The sequence below is a fragment of the Vibrio sp. THAF190c genome (assembly GCF_009363355.1).
GTDB lineage: Bacteria > Pseudomonadota > Gammaproteobacteria > Enterobacterales > Vibrionaceae > Vibrio > Vibrio fortis_A.
The window spans coordinates 200,873-221,785 of sequence record NZ_CP045340.1; the positions used below are offsets into that span (position 1 = coordinate 200,873).

At 38.2% G+C, this 20,913-nt stretch carries 20 protein-coding genes and 1 pseudogene; 10 read left to right on the plus strand and 11 right to left on the minus strand.

Annotation, left to right across the window (positions count from 1 at the left end; all coding sequences use genetic code 11):
- Positions 1-45 precede the first annotated feature (45 nt).
- Positions 46-507, plus strand: a complete 462-nt coding sequence (locus tag FIV04_RS23650) for a hypothetical protein (protein ID WP_152470867.1) — start codon at positions 46-48, stop codon at positions 505-507.
- 45 nt (positions 508-552) lie between these two features.
- Complete coding sequence (locus FIV04_RS23655; protein WP_152470868.1) at positions 553-801, plus strand: hypothetical protein; 249 nt, start codon at positions 553-555, stop codon at positions 799-801.
- 127 nt (positions 802-928) lie between these two features.
- On the opposite strand, the gene FIV04_RS23660 is transcribed toward FIV04_RS23655, so the two are convergent.
- Both FIV04_RS23660 and FIV04_RS23665 read right to left on the minus strand, forming a co-directional pair.
- Entirely contained in the window at positions 929-1,219 is a 291-nt protein-coding gene (locus FIV04_RS23660) for a type II toxin-antitoxin system RelE/ParE family toxin (protein WP_152470869.1), read from the minus strand.
- Positions 1,209-1,457, minus strand: coding sequence for a type II toxin-antitoxin system Phd/YefM family antitoxin (locus tag FIV04_RS23665; RefSeq protein ID WP_005377003.1), 249 nt, complete (start codon positions 1,455-1,457; stop codon positions 1,209-1,211). Before FIV04_RS23665 ends, FIV04_RS23660 begins: the two co-directional genes overlap by 11 nt.
- A gap of 195 nt (positions 1,458-1,652) precedes the next feature.
- On the opposite strand from FIV04_RS23665, the gene FIV04_RS23675 reads away from it, so the two are divergent.
- Positions 1,653-1,970: a heavy metal-binding domain-containing protein gene (locus tag FIV04_RS23675; RefSeq protein WP_134837121.1), complete on the plus strand. Its 318-nt coding sequence runs from the start codon at positions 1,653-1,655 to the stop codon at positions 1,968-1,970.
- Positions 1,971-2,068: 98 nt separating this feature from the next.
- On the opposite strand, the gene FIV04_RS23685 is transcribed toward FIV04_RS23675, so the two are convergent.
- On the minus strand, positions 2,069-2,968 hold the full coding sequence (locus FIV04_RS23685) for a LysR family transcriptional regulator (protein ID WP_152470870.1): 900 nt from the start codon (positions 2,966-2,968) through the stop codon (positions 2,069-2,071).
- Positions 2,969-3,121: 153 nt separating this feature from the next.
- Between FIV04_RS23685 and FIV04_RS23690 the strand changes: the two genes are divergently transcribed.
- The 6 genes from FIV04_RS23690 to FIV04_RS23715 all read left to right on the plus strand — a co-directional run bounded on the left by FIV04_RS23690 (position 3,122) and on the right by FIV04_RS23715 (position 9,765).
- Positions 3,122-3,619 (plus strand): nuclear transport factor 2 family protein, encoded by a 498-nt coding sequence (locus tag FIV04_RS23690; protein ID WP_152470871.1) that lies wholly within the window; start codon positions 3,122-3,124, stop codon positions 3,617-3,619.
- A 10-nt stretch (positions 3,620-3,629) separates the two neighbouring features.
- Positions 3,630-3,905: an ankyrin repeat domain-containing protein gene (locus FIV04_RS23695; RefSeq protein ID WP_152470872.1), complete on the plus strand. Its 276-nt coding sequence runs from the start codon at positions 3,630-3,632 to the stop codon at positions 3,903-3,905.
- A 70-nt stretch (positions 3,906-3,975) separates the two neighbouring features.
- Complete coding sequence (locus tag FIV04_RS23700) at positions 3,976-5,523, plus strand: site-specific integrase (protein WP_152470873.1); 1,548 nt, start codon at positions 3,976-3,978, stop codon at positions 5,521-5,523.
- On the plus strand, positions 5,513-7,360 hold the full coding sequence (locus tag FIV04_RS23705) for a hypothetical protein (protein WP_152470874.1): 1,848 nt from the start codon (positions 5,513-5,515) through the stop codon (positions 7,358-7,360). Before FIV04_RS23700 ends, FIV04_RS23705 begins: the two co-directional genes overlap by 11 nt.
- Complete coding sequence (locus FIV04_RS23710) at positions 7,357-9,303, plus strand: hypothetical protein (protein ID WP_253895638.1); 1,947 nt, start codon at positions 7,357-7,359, stop codon at positions 9,301-9,303. The genes FIV04_RS23705 and FIV04_RS23710 overlap by 4 nt, the downstream gene beginning before the upstream one ends.
- Before the next feature lie 12 nt (positions 9,304-9,315).
- Complete coding sequence (locus FIV04_RS23715) at positions 9,316-9,765, plus strand: hypothetical protein (protein ID WP_152470875.1); 450 nt, start codon at positions 9,316-9,318, stop codon at positions 9,763-9,765.
- A gap of 269 nt (positions 9,766-10,034) precedes the next feature.
- Here FIV04_RS23715 and FIV04_RS23720 read toward each other — a convergent pair whose 3' ends face one another.
- The 4 genes and pseudogenes from FIV04_RS23720 to FIV04_RS23735 all read right to left on the minus strand — a co-directional run bounded on the left by FIV04_RS23720 (position 10,035) and on the right by FIV04_RS23735 (position 14,479).
- Complete coding sequence (locus tag FIV04_RS23720; protein ID WP_152470876.1) at positions 10,035-10,928, minus strand: HNH endonuclease; 894 nt, start codon at positions 10,926-10,928, stop codon at positions 10,035-10,037.
- A 136-nt stretch (positions 10,929-11,064) separates the two neighbouring features.
- On the minus strand, positions 11,065-12,588 hold the full coding sequence (locus FIV04_RS23725; protein ID WP_152470877.1) for an AAA family ATPase: 1,524 nt from the start codon (positions 12,586-12,588) through the stop codon (positions 11,065-11,067).
- A 286-nt stretch (positions 12,589-12,874) separates the two neighbouring features.
- Positions 12,875-13,725: pseudogene (locus FIV04_RS23730) on the minus strand (helix-turn-helix domain-containing protein).
- Between the two features lie 172 nt (positions 13,726-13,897).
- Positions 13,898-14,479: a hypothetical protein gene (locus FIV04_RS23735; RefSeq protein ID WP_152470878.1), complete on the minus strand. Its 582-nt coding sequence runs from the start codon at positions 14,477-14,479 to the stop codon at positions 13,898-13,900.
- Positions 14,480-16,266: 1,787 nt separating this feature from the next.
- On the opposite strand from FIV04_RS23735, the gene FIV04_RS23740 reads away from it, so the two are divergent.
- Complete coding sequence (locus tag FIV04_RS23740) at positions 16,267-17,118, plus strand: hypothetical protein (RefSeq protein WP_152470879.1); 852 nt, start codon at positions 16,267-16,269, stop codon at positions 17,116-17,118.
- A 242-nt stretch (positions 17,119-17,360) separates the two neighbouring features.
- Here the strand turns inward: FIV04_RS23740 and FIV04_RS23745 are convergent, their stop codons facing one another.
- The 4 genes from FIV04_RS23745 to FIV04_RS23765 form a co-directional block, all read right to left on the minus strand.
- Complete coding sequence (locus tag FIV04_RS23745) at positions 17,361-18,086, minus strand: hypothetical protein (protein WP_152470880.1); 726 nt, start codon at positions 18,084-18,086, stop codon at positions 17,361-17,363.
- 117 nt (positions 18,087-18,203) lie between these two features.
- The gene (locus FIV04_RS23750; RefSeq protein ID WP_152470881.1) at positions 18,204-18,971 is read right to left on the minus strand and encodes a hypothetical protein; all 768 of its coding nucleotides are present in this window, start codon (positions 18,969-18,971) and stop codon (positions 18,204-18,206) included.
- Positions 18,972-19,787: 816 nt separating this feature from the next.
- Positions 19,788-20,204: a hypothetical protein gene (locus tag FIV04_RS23755; RefSeq protein WP_152470882.1), complete on the minus strand. Its 417-nt coding sequence runs from the start codon at positions 20,202-20,204 to the stop codon at positions 19,788-19,790.
- Between the two features lie 139 nt (positions 20,205-20,343).
- Positions 20,344-20,844, minus strand: coding sequence for a hypothetical protein (locus tag FIV04_RS23765; RefSeq protein WP_152470883.1), 501 nt, complete (start codon positions 20,842-20,844; stop codon positions 20,344-20,346).
- Positions 20,845-20,913: the final 69 nt, after the last annotated feature.

The window sequence follows — 20,913 nt, forward strand, 5'->3', positions numbered from 1 at the left end:
TCGGGGGAATCCATGTCATTCGTTAGGCATCGGAGAGAGTGCTCTATGTGGGGAGAACTTCACGAAGAAAAAGAAATAAATATTGCGTTGCCTGAACCAATGGGAGCAGGCAAAGGCAATCGTTTGTTTCGTGAGCTAGGAGCGAAGCTTCACTACGATGTATATGATTTTGCCGCTGCTAGTTCCGAAAATTGGCAGTCGGAATCTTTGCTTCACGTTAAGCTCAAATTCAATGACAAAGAAGTAGACGCTCAGGAAAACTTTAACCTTATTTCTCTTGTCTACCCGTTCGCAGTCCGTCCCAGTTCAGAACAACAGAAAGCTCTAAATCTCATCAGTAAAGTTATTGCTAAGTTTAATGGCAATGCTACTTACCAAAATCAAGAGTTTTCAGTTTCCACTGTTCAAAGCGACTGGGATTTATGTAACGATTTTCTACTTAAAGAGTGGGGCGAAGAGCCTGGTAGCAAATCGCTGGCAATCATGATCCAGGAGAATTATGCCTAACAAGGCCATCAAGAGGCAGAGTCATTAAAGGGCTTAGGAGTTGATATGAAAGTATGTCGTTCAATTACACAGTTTTCGAATCTGACGGAGGAATATCTTGGAGAATATTTACTAAACAGTTTTGATTTACCTCTGTTTCAAGAGAAGTTTGAAGAAACTGATTCCAATGATCTTATGTATGCTTGTTATCCGGTAGGTGAAATACATATCAGTTTTTTAAATAGCTATTTAGATGAAAAAATACAGTGGGACTTTGAAAAATACTCATACTTCTTGGAAGCAACTAGCATATAACAAAGCGTTTAAGACAGATTCGCAACGTTCTTCGAGTTTGGGTTCAATAGGATTTTGTGTATATGGCACAATAGTTTAGGTAAGGTGGTTAGCGTTGCTCACTACTTAACAGGGCGTTATGCCGCAATCAATCGTCTAACCTTTTCATGGCTTTACGGTAAACATCGCTACGTTCGCGTTTTCCAACTGCTAAGACGGTTACAATGATGACATCGTCTTCAACTTTGTAGACGAGACGGTAGCCCGATTGACGTAACTTAATTTTATACATGTTGTCAGCTCCAGAGAGCTTTGAAGCCGGAACATGTGGGTTATCTAAGCGCTCGATTAGCTTTTTCTTAAATTGTTGTTGCATAGTAGAGCCAAGCTTTTTCCACTCTTTGAGTGCACTCTTTTTAAAGTCGAGTTTATAGGTCATCAATATTTACCGAAATGCTCTCTTCAGATTCACGCTCTTTAGCGATAGCTAGTAGTTCAAGATCTTCGAGTCTGTCCATCATCATTTCGTACGCTTCGGCAGGCACGCAATAAAATGCTGGTTCATTTCGGTTTAATACAGCAACAGGTTCGCCGTAAGCACTAGTTGCAACTTTCATAGGGTTAGCTTTCAACTCAGTAATGCTTGCAGCAACATCGGCTAAAATTCTAGTGGTCATATAATCGGTCTCCTAAGTGGTCTTTATTTTGGTCATTTTAGCCTCAAGCAAGCGGTATAACAAGTTGCTTAAGAGTTATTCGCAACGCTTGGCATTTATCAATCCATCATTAGGTTTGTGCTTATGGTGGTATGGTTAAGTTTGGTGGTTGCGCTGCTTACATTTAAACGCGGCGTTATTTTCTAAGGAGAAATTATGATTTATACGACAACGGAAACTGTTCCTGGCAAGGAAATCGAAGCTGTATTAGGTATCGTCAATGGGAACGTGGTTCAGTCTAAACATGTTGGTCGAGATATCATGGCTGGTTTAAAAGGTATTGTAGGCGGCGAACTCAAAGGCTATACCGAGATGTTGATGGAAGCTCGAAATATAGCGGTAGAGCGATTGATAGAAGATGCACAAAAGTTAAATGCTGATGCAATCGTGGGAATACGATTCACAACTAGCTCAGTTACTGATGGGGCATCAGAAATATTAGTGTTTGGCACAGCAGTTAAACTCAGAACATAACACACTGTTTAAGAGTGATTCGAAACGTATGGCATTTTTACTATGCGTTAGCCTTAGTGATTAAGGTAGTCTGTGGAAGCTTTGGCTATAGGGGCTACTTAATTACGATTTGTTCTATCTACAATGAAATCGATGAGCAGTCGTACTTGTGATGGCAAATACTCTCGAGATGAGTAGTAGAGCCACACGGGGATTGGTTCTCCCCAGCACTCTTCAAGTAAGGGAGCTACTTTTCCTTGTTTGATGGCTTCTTCAAACATCCAGTTCCCTAAACAAGCGATACCAGCACCCATAATCACGGCTTCTTTTGCAGCCGAGAAGTTGTTAACGACGAGATTGCCTTGAGGTTCATGAAGCATGGCATGATCATCGATCTTTAAGCGCCACTTGTGCATTTTTCCCGTCGTGATGGAACGAACCGGTATGCATTTATGATTCTTTAAATCGCCTAGAGAACGAGGGGCTCCAAATTGTTGGATGTAATCATTGGAAGCATAAAGCCCGATCTCAGTTTGTAGAATGGGCCTTCCTATTAAGCGTGAGTCTTCGTTGATCGATACGCCGACGCCAAGGTCAAAACCTTCTTCAACTAAGCTTACGTTCTTATCATCAAAGCTTAAATCGCAAACCACATCTGGGTACAGGTTCATAAAGTCTATGATGATAGGCAGGATGATGTCTTGACCGATCGAACTCGCAGGTAGGTTAACTTTGATCTTTCCTGATATGTGGGAAGGGTCATCTGTGAGTTGGCTTATGACATTTTGAATCGAACTTACAGAGGGAGACAGGCTGGTATAAAGCTGCTCGCCCGCTGGGGTTAGGCTCAAAGAGTGAGAAGAGCGCAGAAACAGTTTGGTTTGCCACTCTTGCTCTAACTTGCCAATGGCTTTACTCACTGCAGGCGCAGATATGCCAAGCTCTCTCGCAGCCTTTGCAAAGCTTCCGAGCTTAGCGACTTGTATGAAGACCGGCAGCTGTGTAGGAATCGATTTCATTAACTTTTGGTTATTTATAAAGTAATTAATGTCAGGCTACAGGTTATGATAAAACTCGTCAATAATGGGCTCAATCATGCAACAGAGTCCATTTAACCTACCTTAAAGTGCGACTCTTTAATTCACCAGTTATTGATAGGGTACGTCATCACTATGTTAAAACAACTTACCACATTGATTTTTAGTTTCCTGATCGTAGTATCAGCCGCTCACGCCAGTAATGATCTCAACACACTCAGTACAACGTATGATGCAAAAGCACGTTATGAGATGAGCGAGAATGATGTTAAAAGTTTTGTTTATCAGTGGTTTGCTGCATTTGACCATCAGCGAGAGTCAGGTTACTTCGTCAATCGCATTGCACAACCAGTAAACATGCAATACCCGGGAACGCCTATTAATTCTGTAGAAGCATTCTTAGCTTGGTATCAAGGTGTGACAGATAACATCATTTGGAACAGCCACGACATCGTTAGTATGGATGTGCAAGGTGATCAGGCGTCTGGTTGGACGGTTTCTTATGACGTTCGTTGGCAAGCAACGTCAAAAACTAAAGAGAAGTTCGACATGATGGTTCATCAAGAGCTTGAAGTTATTCGTGTTGGCGACGCTTTAAAACTGGCTAAGCTAGAAGCGACAGTCGTCGAGTAAGGAGGCTATTATGAAAAAGTTAGCGGTTCTTTTTTCTGTATTTGCCGTTGCAATGGGGGCGGCATTTCAGGTGTTCTGCGCTGATACGATTCATCTTGCTGCTTACCATGGTAATGAAGCTAAAGTGATTGAGCTGTTGAAAACCAATCTTGATCCCGATTCGCGAGATTCTTACGGCGGCACAGCACTGCACGCAGCAATGTTCCAAGATAACACTCGAATCGTTGAGCTTCTGATTGATGCTGGATTTGATGTGCACCCTACCATTTTTTATACCAATCAATAACTACACACAATTGATAAGTTGAGAATTGCTACTAAACTAGTGTCATATTCATTATCTAAGAAAGTGATTTATGACTGTTACTTACGAAATCAAAACAACAGAGATAAAACCATATAGATACAGAACACCTTTGATTGCTGTTGATGATGGTCAGCTAATAATTGAATACTCCAAACAATTCCCAACCTATATAAAGAAGCTTACGTTATTGAATATGGTGGGACGTGATATTTCAGGAAATATTGTCTCTTATGAACCGATGGATCATGTTAACCGATTTCTTATGTCACATCATATTGACGAAAATAAACAAGAGTCGGATCAATACAGTAAAGGGTTAGTACACTTTTTTTCGTTTTTAATTGAATTACAAAAGCTTTGGGATGAACAATTTGATGAACACCTCTACGATGATTTAGTTGACCTACCTAGACCAGTTTGGGATTGGTTTCCGCCAAGGAAAAGTCAAAGGATAACTTATCAGTATCGGGCTGCGTTGAGACATGCTGTATTGAACGAAGCTAATCCAAGCCTTAGAATCGCACGAACAACTGCTTCCGCATATATGAATGCAGTTGTTAAGTTTTATACATATCATATTCGTAATAATCACGAGTTCAATAATCCTCCCTTTGAGCACGAAGTGCTGCAATTGAGCTACACTGCTGGTGGCACAAGCATGAAATCAATGATTTCCAAAGATGTTTATAGCACCGATTTGAGGCTTAACTTTGGAAGATCGGTTCGCAATGAAGGTGGAGCGATACCAACCGCTAGAAGAGACCTAAAGCCTTTAACGAACACTGAATGGAAAGCTGTTGAAGACATTCTCATTAATACCCAAAGGGTTATAAAAAATATAGGCGGTGAGTTAAGGTCAACTCGGCTTCCAATAGAGTACTGTTTATTCTTTCTCATTGCTCGATATACGGGGCTTAGGAAAGAAGAAGTAGCTAGTTTACATGTAGGTCAAGTTGTTAAACCGGATACAAGTAAATTTGGAATGCGCTTTGGAGTTGGAGGGATGTACGGTTCTTTAACCAAAACGAAGGGAGGAGGTAATAAATCTCGCAGAACAATAATTCCGAATAGGATAATGCAACTTCTATATGAATACACATTGAGCGATCGATACAAAAAACGACTAAATACGTTCAAAAAAAAGTGTAAAAAGGAGAGGGAAAAGGGTGACGTTTCTAATTTTGAAGGAGAGGACGCCATTGATGATACGAAACAATACTTATTCATAAGTACTACTGGAAAGCCTTTTTTTACAAAGTTAAGTGAGGCAAATACCCGTTGGAGTGAAATTAGGAATACTGTAGAGATAAATGATGATATAAAAATTGATAAGGTTATTCATAATCTAAGGTCGACATTTGCAGTATGGCTCTTTCGAATTTTATTGAAAAAAACTACACAAGATATTGCATTAGCACTAGTTTCAGAATGTTTAGGACATGATGAAGAGGAGACCACGCTTATTTATCTTAGAATTTCTCAAGATGAACCTACGGGTGATGAAATATATGAAGATATTCTAGATTTCCTTGGTGTCTTCGAGAATATGGATAACGAGTTCTTATTATCAAATGAAGGAACTTTAAGTGCACGTTAATCCACAGAATAAACGAAAGGCGTTAACACCTTCAAAGAAAATTCTGAATCACTCTGCTCAGGTTAAGAAATTACATGTTGATGACATGGTGCTAAAATACAATAGTAACCGTTTTATATATTTCAAACGATTGAAATATAAGGGGTGTCCTAAACTAAAGTTTTCAACGGCCGAGTTTCCAACGGGAACCAAATTGATTGACATGCAGCGTGATGATTTTATACGTGAGTTCTATGAATATCTAGGTTCTTCCGAGTCAATAAATATTCATCAAATGTACTTTGGCTTAGTAACCTATCTACGTTATCTAGATCAAAATTTCGAATCACTAAAAGATGATTATCTAGAGTTTGATCTAATTGAAAGCTTCATAGAATGGGGAATTACCCAAGTGGAGCTCGGTAAGATTTCTAACAACAGAATTCGTGTAGCGAAAGGTACGTTGACTTGGCTATTAGTTAAACGGAATCGTAAACATGAACTAAATAGGCTACCTGCTATAAGAAGAAATAGGGATTATATTAAAGGAGCTAAAGCACTTGATTTAGAAAATGAATTGAAACCCGTAGCACGCGCGCTTTTTAAAGGTTATAAGGTTCTTTTGCTTCATTTCAATCAAGGTACGACTCCGAAAGTACACCCGTTATATGACGAGAAATTAGTTGATATAGAGGCTAAAGCAAGAGGTTTGAGTAAACGTTCAACCATAGTAGCGCATAAAGCATTTCAACAAGCATTGCGTGGTGATTATGGCTTGGAACAATGTCTTATAAGGCTAGCAATAATGATTACCTTCATGTTCACTGGAATGAATAGTAAGCCATTATATGATTTAAAAATATCGGATTTATCTTTTCGAGAAGTTCAAGGAGGGAAGTACATTCTTAACTCTGTCAAAGGGAGAGCAAACTATCAAAAACAAGATAACTCTTTGGGATTCAGTAAGTATGCCAAGGAGTTTATTGAGAGTTGGGTTTTAGTTGCAAAGAAATTTTCCGAGGGGATGGGTGATGGATATCTGTTTCCGCACATAGATGATTTGGGAGAGATGTCGTCATACTCCTACAAAAGCCATCAACCTCATAAGAGTATAAATAGGATGCTTCAGAGACTCGGGTTAGTGACAATAACTCCTTCGGTACTTAGGAAAACTAAATCAGACGCGCTATACCGGGTCACTGAGTCGGTTTATCTTGTAGCTATGAGCAACAACAACACCATGGCGGTAACTGCGCGTACGTATATAAACGGGACTGAGAAGGAGCATGAAAATAATCTCAGTGCTGCCATGAGCGCGCAATTTTCTATGACAAAAGGAATTGATGTTATCGATGCAGTCAAAGAAGCTAAATTCAACCATGGTGAGATTCTAGATGATTACGAGTACCAACGACTTAGAAGGGGTAAAGATCGCGCACATGAAGCGAGGACAGCTACTGGCATCCGATGCACCGACAACCGCAAAGGGGCTACTTCTTTAATACAGCAATCATTGAATAAGGTTGGAATTGACACTAGAAAAGGAGAACAAGTCTGCACGGATTTCTTGGAATGTTTTAAGTGTGAACAACATGCATTTGTTACAGATGTTGAAGATATTTGGCTGATGCTAAGCTTTAAAGAAACCTTACAGCAATTACAGCAAACTCCCGCCATTAACTCTATGCCTGAGGATAAATATATCAATTTGTTTAATCAAGTTGATAGTGTCTTAAATGGCTATAAAATTAAAAATAAAACAAACTACAATATAGCGATGGAGAAAATTAAACATGCTCCTCATCCGTTATATTCGACAGCGTATAGCTTGAATGATCTGTTAGAAGTGTTCACATGAATATAAATAAAAATACGTTTTTGAAAAAAGTTCCTTTATTTGATAATGATGAAATAGCAACTTTTCACATGGATGGAACTCCTCTGAGCCATGTCTATGACAATGTCTGGGATTTTTCTGGGCAAGAGAGGGTAACGGAAAGAGCTAGGTTTGGTTTTGCTACTATTGATGCTAAGTATCGTAAGAGCATCCAAGCCACGTTATTATTTTTTATGAAGGAGCGAAAAAATAAAAATAAGACCTACGCTAAGTTATCTGTAGTTAGGTCTTTTAGACAAGGGTTAGTGCTTGTATCTAAGGGCCTCAATGGCTGTAACTGGGCTGAACTTTCTGATGATGTTACATACAGAGCATTTAAAAATAACATGGTAAAGTATATAAATGATGAAAATCTTAAAGTATCTACTGTTGATGTAATTATTAGAACTATAAATAAGCTTAACGAGTTGGAGTTTTGCGCAAGGCCTGTAAGCCGTGATGACTTTAGACAAGTAGATATAAAACTGGCTCAGCAACACGTTGCTATACCGATAAAAATGTATCAGAAATTGATTTCGGAAGCTATTAATATTGTGGCTACGTATCATCCACACCGAAAAGCTATAAGTGATATTCAATCTTTGGCAGAGGAAATATATGAGGAAGAAGCTAAGCGACTCGATGTAGTATTAGGTCTAGCTAGATTAAATGTGACGCATAAAATTGATAAATTATCTCACTCTATCCCAAACTTTAAAGTTCTTAGAAATGGTTATCAGTTAAATTACATCTTGAGTGCGTGTGGTATAATAATACTAGCTTTTAGTGGAATGCGAAAAAGTGAAATGTATAGATTGTCGAAGAGGAGTTTTTTATTTAAAGGAACGAATAAGATACCTATATTGCAGGGGGAAGAAACAAAACGAAATGGATTTGCTGTTCGAGAGACATGGCAGACTCATGCTATAGTTAAAGACGCACTTGAACTAGCTTATGACGCGACACAGTACTTAAGGGACATCTATAATGAGAAAAATAAAAAGGATTTAGACTGTGGAAAAATTTCTAAGTTACAGTTTGAAAACAACTTAAATCAAATAAACAGTGTTTTTCTAATTACCAAGGTAAAAATGAGAAGTACCAGGTATAACAATGATATAGGTAGATTTTTTAAAAACACATTATCTCAGTTCGAAATCTTGGCGACTCAAGAAGATGTTGAAGAGTTCAACCGTATTAATCCAACTCGTGCTGGAGAACTTAAAGTAGGTGAAACGCTCCCTAAATTAACGCCACATGATTTGCGCCGGAGTTTTGCAGTGTTCTTTAAGCGATATGGCTTCGGGTCCACCTCAACTATAAAGTTCCAATACAAACATCGAAGTATTTATATGTCGGAGTACTACAGCAACAATGCACGCTTGCAGGCAATGGAAGATGTATTGCTTGATTATGAATTACTAGGACTGATGAATGAAGAAGGGATTAGCACAGGTGTGGATATCTTCGATGAAATTTATAATAAGTCAAAGTGCCTTAGTGGTTCGGCTGGAAAGCGTATTTATAAAGATAGGTTTGATAAACTAGGTCATGGTCAGCATGTTTACATGACAAGAGATGACATTGAGCGTCTGGTTAGAAATGGCACTATGTCAGTTGTTAAGTTGCCAACGGGAGGGTATTGCGTTAACTCATCCTGTACCCGAGTGTGTGGTATTGGTGTGTTTGCAGCCGAGAAAAAACCTTGTGAGTACCAAGTGATTACCGACGATCAAGCTAAGGAGATTTTAAGACAAAATAAACGTCTTATAAAAGTATTTAGAGAGTTAAATACGGGGGAACCTATGATGAATAGCATATTGATTGGGCAAAAGCAAAAGATAAAACGTAACGAAACCCTTATAAAGGATTTTGATCTAAACTTCGAACCGTTTGACGAAAGAATTAAAGGTATTATTGAATGATGGAGGTTATAAGTGGGAACAAGAAAAGTAACTGAGGGCAGACTCAGATCAGCTTTACATCGCTTGTTAGATGGCAAACCAGAGCGAGTAAAAAGATTTGGAAAACTATCGCTGAACAGAATAAATAACGAGGCTGGTTTAGGTCATAGCTATATTCACAAATTTGAGGACTTTGTGAAAAATGAGGCTATACCAGCTATCGAGGAATTTAATAAGAACTATGACCCTCTATCTGAAAAGTTAAAGTTAAACTCTTTAAAAAAAATGAGTGAGGTCGATAGCTTGAAAGTAAAACTAAAAAAAGAGGTCTCTTTAAAGGAAAAGTATCGAAATGAGCGTGATGAAACAAGAAAAATTAATAAAATTTTGGAACAAAAAAATAGCTCATTAATGTTTAGAATCTATGAATTGCAAGAAGAGTTAAAGAAAAATAATGTTTTGACGTTCACAAAAGGTCAATAAGGAAATTTGCGTAATTGAACTTTTCGTGGGACGTTTTAGGTGAGAGTCTCTCAAAGTAAGCAAAATTTCATTAAATTTATTCTTTGAATTCCTCATCGGAGAGTTTTAAGTTAAAGAGTACTAGAGCAAAAAGATAAATCTATTAGCACCCAGTGGGATATTCTCTGTTGTTAGTACTACCTATAAATGGCTGTGGGTTTAAGTGAGTTTAAGCTAAGGGAATAAAAAAGGAGAATCTTAATTACATTCTCCCTTTAATAATCACTAAATTAAACTTCTAGTTCATATGTCGGAACCCTAGTGTTTTGTACTTGTACTTCCTCTTTAGGAGTCAAGCTTTCCAAATACCTGACAAGTTCCTGATTTTCGAGAATTCCTTTATACAGGGCTGTTTCCCAGTTTTTGTCTTGCTCATGAAGTGATCTTTCATTAATACGAGTTTGAAGAGCATTCGAGATATCAAAGTTATTTTCCTTCAATAAACTTTTCCAATGTCTGAGCATCCGTTTGCTGTATGTGATTATTCTATTCTTGACTTGTAAACCTTTAAAGTGAAGCTTTAATCTATTTACAGATACAGCACAAGATATTATGTCCTGCGTTAACAAAATTTTAGGTGTTACGCAGATGGACTTCGTGGTTTGGTCAAAATCAATCACTATTGAAAATTTTACCTCTGACAGTGCCTTATGATACATAGGGCTATGAAAAATCGCGAGCTTATCCGTATTATCAAAGTAGTCATCTCCTTTGATAGGTGCACAATCTCGACATTGAGGTACTAAGTTGTTTGGGAAAATAGAAAACTCTGGCCAGTCACTTTTGGGTATAAAATGATCTAGAGTGTTTGGTGAAACGGGATTACCACAAAATGGACACTCACTCAGTCCATGTTCATTCCTTCTTTCTAATAGTTCTTTTTTCAAGCTGGCAGGGGGATTGTTGTAGAAATCCTTAAGCACGCCAGAGCTATCTTTGAACTGAGACTCTCGTACCATCTGATCGTAATTTTCTAAGATGTCATCATAGTCTTTGTATACATCAATTAGCTTATCTTCTATCGCCGTTAACCTATCTACATTATCTTTTTTAGAGGATGTAGATGCGGACAGCCACTCTTTGTGCAACTCTGGTTCAATTCTAAAATGTCCTAGATATTTCATTATTTTACCTCGATATCTATTTCATCATCGGAATTTGACGCAGACAAGTATGCTAAAGCTTCATCTCCAATTTTTGTAGAATACTTAGTTAACATTGATTCAATACTATCTGAGCCTGCATTTTCCCTTAACTGGTCTATTTCGCTTTGGAAAGGCTTATTGGTATTGAAGTCTTCAAATGCCTCTCCAATAATAATCTCAAGTGATTCGCTTCAGGTTTTATGGTATTTGTATACCCTCCTCTGTTTTTTAATATTACAATACCATCTCTAGCTACTTCTCGTGCTATTAACGGGGAGTGAGTTGCAATAATTGCTGATGACTTAGTCTCACTTAATAGTTTTTTTAGCATGTTGATTAAAGCGACTTCAAGTGTAGGATGAAGATATAGTTCAGGTTCATCTATAATTAGTAGGCTTTCATCTTCTATTTCCGCGACTAAAGAAGGGAGCATATATGAGAAAATCTCTTGGCCTGAGCTTAAACTAACTGGTTCTTCATTTTTTAAGAAGAACAAACCTTCTTTTTCATCAAAATCCTCTTTATTTTCATTGAATATTTTATCCTGATGACTGTTTATTTTAAAAAATTCACCTGTAGAAGTTAGTTTTACTGCAACATCGTCAAAGTCCATACATAAGGCTAGGGTTTCCTTTAGGGTTTTTAAACGAGTATCTTCATTCCACCAGTTTTCCTCTTGGTCATATTTCATGATAGATTTTATAGATTGTACGCTTGATTCTTTGGGCCAATCCAAATTAAAGTTGTTTTTATTGTCTTTAAATCCGATATAGGCATATTTGTTGATGTGAATATTTCTTCTATCTTTTGACTTTCTTTTTCTTTTAGGTTGGTCATGTTTTTTATCTAATAAGTCAAGCAATTGAGTTTTCGTATAAAAACTCTCAAATGGAGAATAAGCAGTTACGATAAGTTTGTGAAAAAATGGCCAACTGTGACTATTTTCATGAACACCAGAAATGACTTCAGTTATTCTTTTTAGAACATGACTTTTGCCTGCTCCATTTTCACCAATTAGGAGGTTTATGTTAGTTTTGGCAATTTCTTTTGATGTGTCGAACCTGAACTCTATTGGGTCCATCGTTTCCGAGGGTTCGTCAAGTTGTAGATTAAACATTGTTTCAGTTTCATAAGTTCCTAAAGCAACATGATATCCTTTTCTAATTAATGATTTGGCTGTTTCGCCATCACGAGCTATAGTTTCTGTATATCCGTCAAATCGAGTGAATTTATCAATACTCTCAATTAGGTAGCTAGCATCATGGAGATGTGATAGTAAGTTATCAACTTTGTTTTGGTCTTCACTAAGTACGAAACTTAGCTTTTGGTAATAATCGATACTCTCTCCTAGAGAAACCGCTTCTAGCTCTCCAATCAGTTCAGTTACGTCAAAGATTTTCTCTGTTATGGGATCACCATTATCATAGAGATACGAAGCAGTGTATTTTTGACCATTGATAAGCAGTTTTAAATTACCTACTTTATTGGATTCACCTTGTGAGACGTGATAGAGCTTGAACGTTACTTCGTAGCCAAAATCATCCCAAGGGTTTCGGAAGTTGGTTCCAATGTGATCCTGAACCAAGTGAAAACCTTCATAGCCTGTGATGGATAAATTTTTTGAAATGTAAATCTTCATGATGAACAGTACCCTATGCCTCTATGCTGATGTTGTCTTATAAAGCATATATTCTAACTGAAAATGAGTTCCCTTTTAGTGACTTTGACTATCATTCGTTTTAAATTGTTTATTTCCTTAAAAATCATTGAAGAGATGACGTCGCTTTGCAATACGGACTGTTGTATAAATTGAATTCGGTTTTTAAATTTAAACCCAATGTTAATTCTTGAATTCGCGCTAGCGTATTTAAATGGATATGTTCTCATGTGAGTAGAGTCTTATATCGGGGCTTTAAGTGTGTGACTTATAGAGATGGTTGCAATTTTCTTAGTTGAAGATCGAGCTTGTAATTCTGCTCTTGAAACCTCTCTTTCCTGATCTGGTAGTGCTGAGATACCTCTTCAGACAAATGGGGTTGATCAGATATCTCAATAATCTTGCCTATCGGGGTTAGCCTAATCAAATAGATGTGGGGCGGTTCCCAGTTGTAGTTGTGTTGCCTTCAGCTAGTAGCCGATCCAGTTCTTCCAGCACCAAAGAGATCTATAGTCGGATAGAACTCACGCCCTCTGTGCGTCTGAATACGTTGGATAGGAAATGGCATCTCTTCAGCTACACACTCAATAAAGCCGACTGTATTTGTTGCTGTGCGCTGTGAGTAACACCTTAGAACCCGATAGCTAGAACAGTCATCAATAGCTGTATACTGATAAATTCCAGGCGTTATGTTAGAGGTGTCCGCCTGGACTCTATCAGCAGGAATTGGACGCTCATATCTTTGGAAATCTTTTTTGCGTCGGTAAGTTACGATGGGGTTGACTGATGCTTCGGATAAAACTTTATGGAGTGCCGCTGTGCTTAGATGTATTTGGTGAAGTCAGATCAATTCCGTTTGTAAACGCCGCGCCCCTAAATTGCGTTTCTCAAGCATCTTAAAGATCAATACTCTTAGCTCATCAGTGCTTCGGTACCTAGAGATGGATGAGGGCGTCTGCTTTGGCTTTTCAGATCAGCGATTCCACACTGCTTATATCGCTTAGCCCACTTGCGTAATGTTGGTCTGGAAATTACCACAGGTCGACATACGAGATCTGCATCATCCCATTCATTATATATTTTTATCCACTTCAGTCTTTGTTGAATTTCTCTATCCATTGACACCCAGTATAGTTGAAAGGATGACTATGAATCACACACTCCTCGCTTATCTTGTGTGTAAAGCTTTGCTGAGTTCCAGCTAATTATCGAGGAAATCAATGAGACACCATAAACAATGAACTTAGCTCAACAGAAACTACCGAGTATGAAAGTAACTTTGATAGCTCTGTTATACAGAAGTTGCAAGACCTTTATAAGGCAAAGGCATATTACAGGTTTTCTCGAGAAATTTTGCTCCTGTTAACATCGGGATATAATTTAATCGCATTTTATTCATAAGGTATTCTGGCTTACCTACAACAACTTGGTGAGCAGGGAAAGAACAATCGTAATGTTCATTCAGTCGTGATGCTATTGCAGGATCGACAATTAAATCTTTACCTATGTTTAACCATACGTGAATTTGCATCGTATCATTTGAATATCCTCTATTCCATTCAGATAGCAAGCCTTCAATTGTAGTGTCATACTCGTTGCAACCGTTTATAACAACTTCCCCAAAAACTAATTCACATGGTATCCCAATGTGTTGAAAAAACAGAAACGATTGTGCGCCTAGTTGAATACAACTGTTACTCCAATAGCCTTGACCAAACCGTTGAATCAACAAACCTAATAATTCCCTATTTGATATATCTATGTACTGATCTATGTCTCTTGCTGCTACTGGATAATTTAAAGCTAGGCGAGACCCAATACCTAGTTCGTTTGATCTTTTCTCGGAGGCTTTTAAATATTCGATATAACGCACTGTCTTAATATTCCCTGTTCTACTTTGTAACAACGGATAAAGTGTGAGTGTTGTTGGTACCACTCAATTTATCGGTCCTAGACACAACTGATGGCAAAAGGTCCGAGTGCTAGGAAATTTGTTGGATCAACTCTCATGCTGCTTTTCGAGTTTTTGATTGCTGCGTAACGCTTTCTAGATGAAATTTTCCATCATTGTCTATATTGAAGCTACTGATTATGAAACTCAACTACTATCCTACTGTAGTGTGAGTCGTGGTTCCAACATTGCAGGAACCACAGAAAACTCGTGTGTGACAAACGGTAGTCGGATAAGGTAAGTTTGTGCTTAGTTGAAGACTATTTATCATGGACGTTGATGCCTATGATAAAGAAAAGGACACTTTCTCTTGAGTACGTGTCCTTTTGGCCAGAAGCATGCTAATTGCTTTGTTGTTTTAACTCGTCCTCTTGTTCACATATGGTGATTTCGAGCAACTCACGTTCATTTTCAAGCATCTGCTACACTGTCGTCATATCCGTAGCCGTACATCTTTGCATCAGACACCTTGGCTGAGCCTCACTATTGGAAATGGTGTGCTCGAGCTTGTTCCCATTTTGAAAGGAATGTTTAGTTTTAGTCGCAAACCTGCCAGCACCTGAGTTATCAGATTCAAAGAGCTTTCCAAAATACTCATAACCTTTAAAGCAGTTGAACACTTCTTCAAACGACTTAAGATCCATCGTGAGCTAACGAAAATTTAACGACAGATTGTCGTCTCTCATCTTTACGTAATGTAGTTTTTGCTTATTTACTTAAGTTACTCTTTATGAAGGCGCACTGCACAATGATCACGAGTTATTGTAAGCATTATGTGTTCACATTGAGAGGTGTGGGAAACACGGGGTCAGTGAACCGTTTAAGATCTTTGGTCTAATAGTCATTAGATACAGTCATGGACTAACTACATAATATTTCGAATAAAAAACATATTTGGTAATGATACGTTTAAATTTTAAGCTTCAAGCGCCGTTAAGAACATTGATGGAAGCACGCTTGATAAGCCATTTAATGTTTAGTCGAGTATTAATTGTATCGATTTGAGTAATAGTTTAATTAAAACAGCAGCTTAACTTTCAATAGCGTAAGGTTTTACTGATGAATCTAAACGTTTAAATTTATGTATCTAATCGCCGGATTTAACAGTGATGGAACAGAGGAAAACACAAATCGATCAACTTTTTCACCTCAAAATAAGAAAGGGAGACGCATTTACGCGTTTCATGTGTAGATACGAAGCAATAAAACTCGGAGCTTGCATTGATGGAATTGTTCTCCAAACAAACGAATAATCACTAGTGTTGAACTAAAAAAATATAACTTTCAATGATTTATATTTTTATGGTGCTCTCTGAATTTATGTGAGATCTCCAAGTTTGGTATGATCAAACATATGAGAACAGAGTTATCTCATGCTCAATTAACCTTGTCTGTTATTCAAATAGCTTCTTGTTACCCAATAGAAGAACACAGCTCAATTGAGAAAAGGCTAGCTTGAGTGTCAGAATTCTTCATTTATATTTCCATTTAGCTATTAATACAACTGGAGTAGAAATATTCGTACTAGGTTAAACTATCGAATGGAGAGGGTAGGGGGGCACCTTATAAACTAGTCTCCATTCATGCTGCTAAGCTTAATCGAGGTACTAAGAGCCAAGTTCAATACGGGGCGCTCATTGTATAAGCATACGTCTAGCTGCACTTTGTGCTTTAATTTTTTACAATAATTCATCACGAGGTAAGTATCTATGCAAGTTTCAAAAAAGGCAGACTTGTACATTTTCCAGTGTCAACTAATAGCATTAGATGAAGATAACCACGAAACTGAAGACTCTCTAAAACCAGTGCTCGTTAAAAGTAAGACAGAAGCACAACAGTTTCTCGCTCAAGGGCAAACTGTAATTTTTGATGGATTGGTTATGAGTAGGATGAAAGCGCAAACGCATAGTGGAAAACCAGAAATGATAAATCAAAATGTGCGACTGAATAGCGGTGATGTTGAGAAGGTTAACGATATTATGCGTTTGATGCAGCATCATATCAGAAATGGCTCTCTTGATCGTATGACGCAGTTACTTTTAAAAGACGCAGAGAAAAACTTCGATGACTTCAAGGTAGCCGTTAACCCATATTCGAGTGCTGATGAGACCCGATATCTTATAGCAAAAGACCTAAACGAGATTGAAGCGAGAACATGCGAGTACCCACTCATACCAGCAAAGGAAGCGGTCGCTCTGTTCGGAGATGTGAATGCAACCAACCCGCTAAGATTGGTAACGAAACTCAAAAAAGAGTGTAAGATAATAGGCTTTTATTTTGGTGATTCTCGGAACATTCAAATTCCAGTGTTTCAGTTTGATGTGGTACGTTTGGGTGTGCACAAGCCAGTCGAAAAACTATGTCGCATTCTTGATGGGTTAAACGACTGGGCTGTATATAAATGGCTAACAACTCACGATGTGGATTTGAAGTGTACGCCTGCTCATGCGATAAGCTGTCAAGATCTTGAGGAAGACTTGCTATATCTAGCAGGTATATTTAAGTCTGAGAGCAAATTGAGAGACTTAACGTTTTTCGCAGAGGAAAATCATAATGAGTAGGCATTATCGCATCATCACTCTTACAGTTGAATCAAGGAGTTATTTCTATAATGTATTGAATAGGTCAATATACGACTGTGGTGAACCCAGTTGTGCAACCATTAATCCAAATCATAGAGCAAAGCTAAAACTTGATACCAGAGCCATTTACCTCGATGTGTAGTAACTTATGCTCGATCTTATACACCCGCTGGTTAGTCACGACTACCTCGTAAAGTTGGCATAGTCGTTTGTTATGTTTCTTACCACCACCCTAGATGACCAGACAATTTTGCGTAGTTGCCAAATCGCACAGGCTCAATATCATCGACTTGGTTCAAAGCTACCGGTTGTAAAAAAGTAGCAAAAAAATCGGTGTAGGCGATGTAATTATTATCGTTAACTTTTTGAAGCATTGGCAATAAATAATGCGGATTCATTCCAGCATTTTGTACCCAATTAAAACGTAAAGACAGCCTAAGTACGTCTGGCATTTTTGTCATTACTTGCTTTAAGGCACATAGAGCATGAATACAGTGAAGTAGATTTGCCTCTTTACTAGCTTCTATACGATTGTGCTTCAATCGATTGTATACTTTCCACCATGGCATTGGAGAGCTATTCGAATTACTACCCCACTTTTCAAATGGGCGTAATAGTATAGGCTTCCCTTTAAGTAATACTGATTGTGTTTGAGTCAATTTTAAAACAGACTCGAGCTCTCTATGATAGTCATAGATATTTGCCCCCTTTTGGGTCATTTCTCTCCCTCTGGGCCCGGGTCTCTTAAACCGTTCTGGCATTTGAGCCCTTAACAAAGTGTCAATAATCGAACAAGTTTCAATTATGATCGACACAAGACGAGGGGATTGGATTTTCTCCAACTCTTTTACTGACGCGAAAGGTACTACTCCTATTATCTCGGATAATCTGGACTCAATATTCTCATACCACTCATATATTTCTATTACTACTTCTTCATCAAACATGCTTAAATTCCACCAAGAAATATTACGCCGTGAACAACGCTACCACCGAACTTAAACTATTTTGCCGTAAACACTAAATGTGAAGCAAAACGAAAATGCCAGCGTTGCAAACCTGCCTTAAACGCTTTGTGAGGACATATTTTTTCTCAAGGCCTCTTTTTGTTCCTGAGTAAGCTTTCTTTTTATAGTCAAGGATTTACTTTTAATATCTGTAGATAAAAAACTTCTCACAAAACTCACTAATTTATAAAATTTGGAATAGTTAAATGTAGGGCTAAGTTCTTGAGTTGTGTGACTATCCGTTATTAATTCGATCTCCCCCTCACTCTCAGAAATAAAGTACTTTAAAACATGCTTTCCTAAAGCTAACTCGGTATGAGCAAAATGCTTGTTGCGCAGATTAACTATTTCGTTATGAAAATCCAGAAGTTCCTTTTGATCTTTAAAGATTTTTTTTGGATTCAGGCTCGTTCTTCTCTGCGATTCATTGAATGCTTTGGTATATTTTACAATAGCTCCGGCCAGCAGTTGCTCTAAACTTGATAATAAACGAGGATTTAAGAGCATTAATACTGTGTTGGTGCCAAACTCATCTTTATACTTCCAAATGTCATCTCTCATAGCTTGAAATGGGTTTTTATTTTTCTCGTAGCTATCTAAGAGTGGTTGTATTTCTTTCAAGAACTCTAGGTCTTCAAAAGGACTATCTTCAATTTGAATTTTTGGTGTTTTCTTCATAGCAAAGCTAGAGCTCAAAGCTTCAATAGCCTGGCTCACTTCAAGCATCTCAAAATCAATCTCAATATAGTTCTCTAAAATCCTGATAAGGTTTTTCAGCCCATTGTCTCCTGCTAAAAATTCTTCATCTTTTGGAATAAATGCCATGCTTCCTCCTATGACCTAACGCAGCATTAAGTGGTGAGCAACGCAGACCACTGCGATTAAAGTATTGTGCCGTAAACACTAAAGTCGAAGCAAACCAAAAATGCCGAGCGTTGGGAATCAGCCTTGAACGCTTTGTATGCCTTTAGCCAAACCATGCTCGAATACCTTTTACTTCACTACGAGCTGCAATCGCGTAAAAAGCATGGAATAAGTAAGGTAGGCTCTCTACTCATCAAACGGTGAGCAATCCACGTATATCAACATGACAACCGACGACATTACTTGCTGCATCTGTGTGGTAACATTATCCGCTAAACAACAAGAAAGGCTCTAATAATGCAGGAGCAAAAACTGCTATGCTCTTATTGACAGTGGGGGGCATATCACGCCTTGTTATGTGGCTTTATAGCTGCACGCCTGGAAATAGTATCCAAATTATTGCGCTAACTACGGCTAGAAAAGTGCAAAACCTATAATGTTAATAAGCCTCTGAACCGACACACTTTTATTTTGATAGTTAGGGTAAAAATTCTCTAAAGTAAAGCTATTAAGAAAACCTACTATGGACATTTTCCCTATCCATACCAGCAGGCTGTTATTATCGGTACGCAACATGAAAGTTTGGTTGATCGTTTGACCAGTTTCAAAATCTTCACATGCCCAAATCAGTCCGAAAAGGACTGGAGGTGCAATTAAGAAGAAAATTGGTGCTTTAAACTTTATTTTTCTCCAGCCACATAACGCCTCCAGCAGGGGGCGAAAAGCCAGAGCGAAGCGGCGGTTTTTAGTCCCACTGGTAGGCCTTGTTAGTTGTGATTAGTTGGTGAGTGACTTGAAGCATGATATTAGCTGCCTGATTGTTTCGGGCTGTGTTTCAAAGCCACCATTTAGATGAATGGGCCAATATTTGGGACCACTATACTGATACCGGTGCAATTGAACCTCTATTTCCATATGTCTTAATGCATCAGAAGAACGAATTTCTAAAACAAATTCTTCCGGGCTCATGCTTGATATTTTAGCGTTACCATTTCTCTTTTCATCGAGTGTTTCTAACTCTGCGATGAATCTTTCTATTTCTGGTAATTCAAACCAAATCCCATCGTGGGAACCAGAAAATGCCTGCAGGGCTAAAGCAACACTAACGTTAACATCACCAGCACAAGGGCTACCCTCTGGGTTTCTCTCTAGTTCTTCTAATTCTATGTATTCTTCTTTAGTTCCAATCTTCATTCAATTGTACGTCTTTTACAGCTAACGCCCTGTTAACGTGTGAGCAACGCAATACCGAAGCCACCTCATACTACCTTAACCACTAAACCTCACGCATAGTAAAAATGCCACGCGTTGCGAATCACTATTAAACAGTTTTTTAACTGTTTATAAGCCCCATTCTACCCGCATTTTGTATAAAGATTGTCGCGTCATCGTCCGATAATAGTTCAAGTGGCGTGTACACAACGCCCATTTCGATCAATTTGTGTTTTTGCCCAACTAGGTAGGCACTACTACGCTCAAACCTCGCCTCAAAAAGGCTCTGAATACGAGGTGAAGCTGCTTTTGAAAATACCGTTCGAAATAGCGATAGATCAATGATTAAGTCATCAACCTCAACCCAAGCGTGACCGTCCCATTCGCTAATTACCCCTTCCTTTTGACTTAATATTTGTTTAATCGGTTGATGATCAAATATCTTGGATTCAGCAACTGATAAACTTCCTGTCACAAAGCGAGTATCGACAGGCAAGTGATCATTCATCATCGCAGCCAACATTGCGCTCATATACAAACAGCTACCATCTACAGGTTTGAAGCTCTGAGTTATATTTTCAGCCATATACAGGACTTCTTGTACCAATTCGCTTCGTGTCATTTTAGCTCCAAATTCTAGAAACAGTTAATGTCCACTTAAGCGGAACATGGTCAACTTTTTCGTTATTTT